Origin of the sequence: Halomonas sp. 141 (assembly GCF_002810305.1) — a bacterium.
GTDB lineage: Bacteria > Pseudomonadota > Gammaproteobacteria > Pseudomonadales > Halomonadaceae > Vreelandella > Vreelandella stevensii.
This window is the reverse complement of record NZ_PINZ01000075.1, coordinates 1-6939: the sequence shown is the minus strand read 5'-3', so window position 1 is coordinate 6939 and position 6939 is coordinate 1. Positions and strand designations below refer to the sequence as shown.

The window sequence follows — 6939 nt, the reverse complement described above, 5'->3', positions numbered from 1 at the left end:
AACAACATGCCGACCCATGCAGGCCTTTTCAATCATATCATCCTGATTTTCTTATCTATTTCGTGGGGATCCGTCAGGGTTAAATGGCCGAAGGTTATTAGTAATACAGCACACTGTTAAACGATTCATTGGCGTCGGAGCACATAGCGAGGCGTATAAACTAAAGGACATTAGCGTATGGCTTCCATTTCATCATTGGGTATCGGTTCAGGGCTTGATCTCAACGGCTTGCTAGACCAACTGCAAGAAGCCGAGCGGGGCAAGCTGGAGCCCATCGAGCGGCAACTGGAAACCCAGCAGACCAAAATTTCCGCCTACGGCCAGCTGCAAAGCGCCATGTCTCAGTTTCAAACGGCGGCGGCGGCGCTCAACGACAGCGCCCTGTTCGAAAGCCTGTCAACCAACGTTGGTGGCAGCGCCATTACGGCCGCCGCTGACGGCGAAGCCCAGCCCGGTGCTTATAACGTTACCGTTGACCGGCTCGCGACCGCAGGCACGCTGGCCACCACCTCCGTGCCGGATGCCACGGTAGCCCTGACCGAAGAAGACACCTCTCTGACTCTGACCTTCGCCGGCCAGGATGATGTTAACGTGGCTATCAGCGCCAATAGCACGCTGGAAGACGTGCGCGATGCCATCAATGCCCAGCAAGACAGCGGCGTCTCCGCGTCGATTATTTTCGACGGTGAAGCGTACCGCCTGGCATTGAGTTCTACCCAAACAGGGGAGGCAGCTTCCATTGAAGGCGTGACCTTTGGCACCGCCTTTGGCAGTGAATTGGCGACCGATGTGGTGCAAGCTGGGCAAAATGCCGTACTCAATGTCAACGGCGTTGACATCACCAGCCCCACCAATCAGGTAGAAGGCGCTATTCAAGGGGTTACGCTCAACCTGCAAGAAGAAGGCACCAGCACCGTGGCCGTAGAACAGGACACCCGCGCCGTTCGAGAGGCGATCACCAGCTTCGTAGACGCCTACAACGACCTGAAAGGCACCATTGGCGAACTTACCAGTTTCAACCCTGAAAGCGGCGTGGCTGGCGAGTTGAACGGCGACAGTGCCGTGCGCACAGTCGAATCGCGCTTACGCAGCGTGTTAAGCGGTGGCATGGAAGGCGAGTTCTCCATGCTGAGCGATATTGGCATTACCCTTCAGCGCGATGGCACTTTGGCCGTCGATAGCGACAAGTTAGATGATGCCATTGCCAACAACCAGGAGGCGCTTTCCACCTTCTTTGCAGGCGACGCCAGCGACGCGGGCATGGCCGGTCAAATCAACCAGACGCTAACGCAGCTGTTGGGCACCAATGGCGCGGTCTCGGGGGCCATCAGCGGGGCTGAAAACCGCGTAGAATCCCTGGGCGAACGCTATGTGCGCATGGAACAGTCAATCGAGCAAACCATTGCCCGTTACCGCACTCAATTTGGCCAATTGGATGGCATGATTGCCCAAATGAACCAGACCAGCGACTACCTGACCCAGCAGTTCGATGCGCTGGACGCCCAACTGGGCCGCCGCTAAGCGCTCACCCGCCTTACCCCACGCCTGCTGGAAACAGCAGGCGTTTTTGTGACTGACATATTCTATGACGGGCAAGTAAAGCTTAAAAAACACTTACCCTATTCAAGTTTTCCGCTGATGCGCCGATAATGACGTTACATTTGATCGCTCTGTTTATTTCCCTTCAGGAGCGACGACACAAGCGCGTTCATTGCGCATGGGTTTAGCCTTTTGCACCGAGGAATGACGGTATGGCGACAATAACCTCTCTAGGCGTTGGCTCTGGTCTGGATCTCACCGGCTTGCTGGATCAGCTACAGGCTGCGGAACGCGGCAAGCTCGTGCCCATTACCCGCCAAAAAGAGCAGCAGCAGGCCAAAATTTCGGCTTTCGGCCAGCTGCAAACGTCGCTGAACGGTTTTCAGGATGCGCTGGCTAAAATCAACGACCCCAAGCTCTACCAAAGCCTTTCCGCCAACGTGCGGGGCGATGCCATTAAAGCCACCACCACCGCCAGCGCGCTGCCCGGCAGCTACCGGGTAGAGGTATCTCAGCTGGCCACCTCTGGCACCTTGGCATCTAACCGCATCACGGGTGAAAAAAACGCCGCGCTAGACCTGCAAGGGGCCACGGCCATACGGCTCAATTTTGGCGGCGCGAATTCGGTCGATATTGCCATTGCCCCCAACAGCAGCCTGGAAGCCATTCGTAACGCCATTAACGCCCACAAGGATGCCGGTGTTAACGCCACCATCATCAACGATGGGGAAGGCTACCGTCTGGCGCTCAGCTCCAAGGCCACGGGAGCAGAGGCTTCGATTGAAGGCTTCAGCTTTGTAGATACCAGCCAGGACCCCGCGGCAACGGTAGCAGGGCCCTTTAGCGAAGATGCCGACACCAAGCGTTCTGGCGAAAATGCCGCGCTAACCGTCAATGGCATTGCCATCAGCAGTGCCAAAAACCAGATTGAAGGGGCCATTCAAGGGGTTACGCTCAACCTGGCCGAGTTGAGTATTGCCGAAGGCGAAACGGCCACCAGTACCATTACCGTCGAGCGCGACACCCTCAAGCAGCGCGAAGCCATCAACGACTTCGTGAAAGCGTTCAACGACCTGAAAGGCACCATTGCCAAACTCACCAGCTTTACCGGCGACAGCGAAACCGCAGGCGAGCTGCTAGGCGACAGCACCGTGCGCACCATTGAAAGTCGCTTACGCAGCGTGTTGACCGGTGGCGTGGAAGGTGGCGAGCTAGGCACCCTGAACCAGCTAGGCATTACCCTGCAGCGCGACGGTAAGCTGGCAGTGGATGACGACAAGCTATCCGACCTGGTAGCCAATAACCCCCAGGCGCTGAGCGACTTCTTCGCGGGTGATAAAAAAGAGAACGGCCTGGCTGGCAAGCTTTCCACGACAATCGACCAAATGCTAAGCAACAATGGCGTGGTCAAGCTGGCCATTAGCGGCGCAGAAAACCGTATTAAAAGCCTGGGCGAGCGCTTCGAGCGCATGGAAAAATCCATTGAGGGCACCATTGCCCGCTACCGCACCCAGTTCAGCCAGCTGGACGCCATGATTGCCCAGATGAACAGCATGAGCAGCTACCTGACCCAGCAGTTCGACGCTTTGGATTTCCAGCTAGGTCGCAAGCGCTGATCCATCCCAATACACGCCCAGCCCCCTTTGTGGGGGCGCATCTATAACACAGTCAACCTGGGCACGAACCAGCCTGAGAGCCACCGTGGGAGGCGGCTTCAGCCCGCGACCAATTTACCCCCATCCTCAAATAGCCCCACCCCTTCAGTTACCAAAAATTACACAAATCTCTGCACTTCTCCCTAAAGAATTTTTTCCTCATGCCGTTAATTAATACAACGGCGCTTCATGTCGCCGAACAGCGGGCCTTCCGGCCAGTTCACACGCAAGGAGAATCACCATGTCCGTGATCAATACCAACATTACCTCCATGATTGGCCAGTCCAATCTGTCCAAGTCCCAGAACGCGCTGCAGACCTCCATGGAGCGTCTCTCCTCCGGCCTGCGTATCAACAGTGCCAACCGCATGACCGCCCAGATCACCGGTCTGTCTCAGGCGCAGCGTAACGCCAACGACGGTATTTCTTTGGCCCAGACTGCAGAAGGTGCGCTGAATCAGATCAACGACAACCTTCAGCGTATTCGTGAGCTGACCGTTCAGGCGCAGAACGGTACCAACTCAGCTTCTGATATTGACTCGATTCAAGAAGAGGTTAATCAGCTTCAACGGGATCAGCGTGCTGGATTCGGATAAAACCTATAATATCCAAGTTGGTGCGAATGATGGTCAAACTATTTCTATTAAAATAGAAGACCCTGCTTTCAGCGCCCGTACTGACGAAGATACGCCAGCGACAGGGTGGAGATTTGATGTCGATACCAACATTGATAATACAGATGGCTTTGACGTCCTGAGTGGCTCCATCAGTGCAGCAGACCTTGCTGATGGTACGCCGGGTGAAGACGTAGATAATCCGCTGGCCACACTTGATGCTGCACTGATGGCTGTCGACAAGCAGCGTAGCGCATTGGGTGCCGTGCAGAACCGTTTCGAAGATGCCGACTACGCGGTGGAAGTGGCCAACATGACCCGCGCGCAGATTCTGCAGAACGTTCTTTCTCTGCTGGGTTAATGGGTTAGCTTTTAAGCTGATTGATCGATATATAACGGGGCTGAAAGGCCCCGTTTTTGTAATGGAGAGATAAAATGGCAAAAGGTATCTGTGCTAATCATTTGGAAAATGGAGATGTCAATAATGTAAGGGTTGATTATGGCAATGGGATGATAATGGATATAGACGTCGACGATTACATCCAAAAAGAAATTTTGCCGGATTACAATCAGCTTCCTGACTGCAGTGCTGCGCCAGTAGAGGAAGATGAGTAGGGGAGTTTTTATGAGTAATGTAAGTTATAGTTATTTAACACACTGGATTGATGGCGTTTATTTAAAAGTATCTTTTGATGTTGCTGGGTATGGTGTTAATGACATTCTTTTCTCGGGTGAAAATGTAGAAAATGCTGGTGAGGCTCTTGGTTTCATTCCTGGTTATCTTGTGTCTAAAGAAATTGTTCGCCGTTTGGTTATGAGTGATGTTTATTCTCTTCCGATACAGAAAATGTCAGAAGTTAAAGATTTTAGTGAGCTTGATGAGTTGCTAAAGTATTATGGTGTGTAATAATTGGGAATTTTTGCAAGCTAAAAATTCCCAATTATTCATATTAAAGAGGTAGATGGGAAATTCTTTTCGACTGGTGTTTATGTTTGGCAGTTTTTAGGTAGACAATAGTGCTGATAGAGTTTTTTGAGGTGTTTTAAATGTATATGATGGCCTTCAAGGTTCTTGGTACTCGTGTGAGAGGGAAGATTAAGATTCAAGTTTTTGATAGGGTCTGCGATACCAGATACTATATTCCTGGCTGGATGGTTGAGGAAACTCGTAAAGGGATGAGACCTGTCGAAATAACTAATGAGTGCTGGGGAGTAGGTGATGGGCGTGTATTTTCATTAACTCTTAGCCGTGACTATAACACCCTTGTTGTTTTTAAAAAATAAGCGGAGCAGTATGAACGATGACGACCAACAACGTGGTATTAACGAGCTTCAAGCACTTATCGACTAAACGCAACAAACGTTAATCCGCTTTGAAGCAACTGGTATGGATGAGCAGATGCCAGCGGATTACTACAAGCTGCTGACGATTTTGGATGAGGCGATTAAACAACAGCGTGAGCATACCAAGGCACTGCTGTTGGTTTGAGATTGCTGCGTTGCTGTATTCCTCACAACGACAAGAGGATCAATGCTGCGTTTCAGCACGCACTTCTTCAACCGGTAATTCTGTGATCTCAGCGATCAGCTGATCGTCCATTTCGATACGGGCAATTAACTTGCGGGCGGTATTACGCTTGAGCGCGTTGCTCGGCTTCCTGTACACGCTCTTCTGCTTCTCGCAAGGTTTCTTGACTGACTGGAGCATCAAGCTCTTATCGACGACACCCAAGCCACGCTCACCTGCTTTGAAACAACCGGCATGGATGATGAAATGCCGGAGGATTACGACAAGCTGCTGGATATTCTGGACGATGCCGTGAAGCAGCAGCGTGAGCATGTAATGGTGATGCTGCTGGTATGAAATTGCTTCTGGCACAAGATGGTTTCGTCGTTGCACTCCTCGCAACGGCATATGCAGGCTGCCATGCAGGAACACCTTACATTAGCGTGACTTCAAACCTGTCAGCCGTCACAACAGGCGTTTTAGCATGCCGAGGACCTTCTTTGATTTCTACCAAGCCATAGTCACCCATCTTTTTAATGGTGCGGCTCAGGCTCTCTTTACGACGCCCTGTGATTTCAGCAAGCTCTCCCAAGGATTGTGGCTTGCATTGGCGAATCGTTTTAAGTAGCTCAAGGTTTTTTGTATTCAACAGGCGAGACATGGACTCCACGCTATCGAACCATACCTTGGGTTCTTCAGCAGTAGGCTGATAGAGGCCTTTGGCAATCGAGATTGTGCGCTGGCGGAATTCATCACGGTTCATGATACCAATTTTGACAGTGGTCATATGCCTTCCTCTCGAAGTATTTCATCGACCTGTTTCCAAAAGTCTTCAATTAACTGCGCTGCAGAGTCAAAGAAGTAATCATTCACCACGCTGCGATAGTGGCGGTGATCCCACTCGTCACGTCGCCCCGCAAATTTTCTGCGTTTAATGTTTGGTGCATGGGCGTTGTCGTATCCAAGTAGCCGTGTTCCACTTTTATGATGCAGCGTCAAGCTGTATTTGATTCCATGGGGAATATTGGGTGTTGGGATGACTCGCCGTACTTCAAATTTGACCCAAAAATCACCGTGAATACCGTACTGAATATCGTTTAGGGCTAATAAAGCATCTAACCCTGGATCCTCCATAAACACGCTCCTTTGTCACCACTATTAATATAGTGGGGTTGTTTTCAGGTGTCAACCGCTGGGCCGTAAGCTACTGTGCAGGGCATGAGATGGCTTCGTGGTTGCATTCCACCACAAACGCTCGTCTTAGACCCGTTTACTCGCGTTGAGTCACTTAACTAACGTTCCAAGCACCGCCAGCATGTCTTGCTCGCCGTGGTTGTGTTCCAGCCCCCAAAGATTGCTGCCGCCACGTTGCGTATTTGATCCCTCCCAGCCTCGAAGTCCCGACACACTCGGTCGAAAAGCAATTCGAGGGAGTTGAGATGCGCGCCGGTGAACACCTTGCCCCGATACCTGGTGACAAAGACCAAATGGGCATGGAGTTTAAAAACGCAGTGTCTTCCTGTTCTGATAGCTTGTTTGGTTTCCATAGACCAAGTATATTCGAAGCCATGAAGCAGACCAAGACCCTCAAGGTTCGAGTGAAGGACAAACACGCCGCCGAGCTT

General features: G+C 51.6%; 8 protein-coding genes and 2 pseudogenes. 6 read left to right on the top strand and 4 right to left on the bottom strand.

Going from position 1 to position 6939, the window contains the following annotated elements; genetic code table 11:
• Positions 1-177: 177 nt before the first annotated feature.
• The 6 genes and pseudogenes from fliD (CWI66_RS17025) to CWI66_RS18105 all read left to right on the top strand — a co-directional run bounded on the left by fliD (CWI66_RS17025) (position 178) and on the right by CWI66_RS18105 (position 5091).
• Positions 178-1521 carry a flagellar filament capping protein FliD gene (gene fliD / locus CWI66_RS17025; RefSeq protein WP_100732328.1) on the top strand — a complete coding sequence of 448 codons (1344 nt, stop codon included), beginning with the start codon at positions 178-180 and terminating at the stop codon, positions 1519-1521.
• Positions 1522-1751: 230 nt separating this feature from the next.
• Complete coding sequence (gene fliD / locus CWI66_RS17020; RefSeq protein ID WP_100732327.1) at positions 1752-3155, top strand: flagellar filament capping protein FliD; 1404 nt, start codon at positions 1752-1754, stop codon at positions 3153-3155.
• A gap of 280 nt (positions 3156-3435) precedes the next feature.
• Positions 3436-4168 (top strand): annotated as a pseudogene (locus CWI66_RS18615) (flagellin N-terminal helical domain-containing protein).
• 74 nt (positions 4169-4242) lie between these two features.
• Complete coding sequence (locus CWI66_RS17010) at positions 4243-4422, top strand: hypothetical protein (RefSeq protein WP_100732326.1); 180 nt, start codon at positions 4243-4245, stop codon at positions 4420-4422.
• Between the two features lie 10 nt (positions 4423-4432).
• Entirely contained in the window at positions 4433-4714 is a 282-nt protein-coding gene (locus CWI66_RS18110; RefSeq protein ID WP_139790051.1) for a hypothetical protein, read from the top strand.
• 140 nt (positions 4715-4854) lie between these two features.
• Positions 4855-5091 (top strand): hypothetical protein, encoded by a 237-nt coding sequence (locus CWI66_RS18105; protein WP_139790050.1) that lies wholly within the window; start codon positions 4855-4857, stop codon positions 5089-5091.
• 244 nt (positions 5092-5335) lie between these two features.
• On the opposite strand, the gene CWI66_RS17000 is transcribed toward CWI66_RS18105, so the two are convergent.
• The 4 genes and pseudogenes from CWI66_RS17000 to CWI66_RS16985 all read right to left on the bottom strand — a co-directional run.
• The gene (locus tag CWI66_RS17000; RefSeq protein ID WP_081136771.1) at positions 5336-5539 is read right to left on the bottom strand and encodes a hypothetical protein; all 204 of its coding nucleotides are present in this window, start codon (positions 5537-5539) and stop codon (positions 5336-5338) included.
• Between the two features lie 208 nt (positions 5540-5747).
• Positions 5748-6101 (bottom strand): HVO_A0114 family putative DNA-binding protein, encoded by a 354-nt coding sequence (locus CWI66_RS16995; protein WP_100732325.1) that lies wholly within the window; start codon positions 6099-6101, stop codon positions 5748-5750.
• Positions 6098-6448, bottom strand: a complete 351-nt coding sequence (locus CWI66_RS16990; RefSeq protein ID WP_100732324.1) for a toxin-antitoxin system TumE family protein — start codon at positions 6446-6448, stop codon at positions 6098-6100. Before CWI66_RS16990 ends, CWI66_RS16995 begins: the two co-directional genes overlap by 4 nt.
• Before the next feature lie 254 nt (positions 6449-6702).
• Positions 6703-6861, bottom strand: a pseudogene (locus CWI66_RS16985) (transposase); the annotation flags it as partial.
• Positions 6862-6939 lie beyond the last annotated feature (78 nt).

Excerpts from the sequence above, each read along its gene's own strand:
- fliD (WP_100732328.1), top strand. The coding sequence starts at position 178 with ATGGCTTCCATTTCATCATTGGGTATCGGTTCAGGGCTTGATCTCAAC.
- fliD (WP_100732327.1), top strand. The coding sequence starts at position 1,752 with ATGGCGACAATAACCTCTCTAGGCGTTGGCTCTGGTCTGGATCTCACC.
- CWI66_RS17010 (WP_100732326.1), top strand. The coding sequence starts at position 4,243 with ATGGCAAAAGGTATCTGTGCTAATCATTTGGAAAATGGAGATGTCAAT.
- CWI66_RS18110 (WP_139790051.1), top strand. The coding sequence starts at position 4,433 with ATGAGTAATGTAAGTTATAGTTATTTAACACACTGGATTGATGGCGTT.
- CWI66_RS18105 (WP_139790050.1), top strand. The coding sequence starts at position 4,855 with ATGTATATGATGGCCTTCAAGGTTCTTGGTACTCGTGTGAGAGGGAAG.
- CWI66_RS16995 (WP_100732325.1), bottom strand. The coding sequence starts at position 6,101 with ATGACCACTGTCAAAATTGGTATCATGAACCGTGATGAATTCCGCCAG.
- CWI66_RS16990 (WP_100732324.1), bottom strand. The coding sequence starts at position 6,448 with ATGGAGGATCCAGGGTTAGATGCTTTATTAGCCCTAAACGATATTCAG.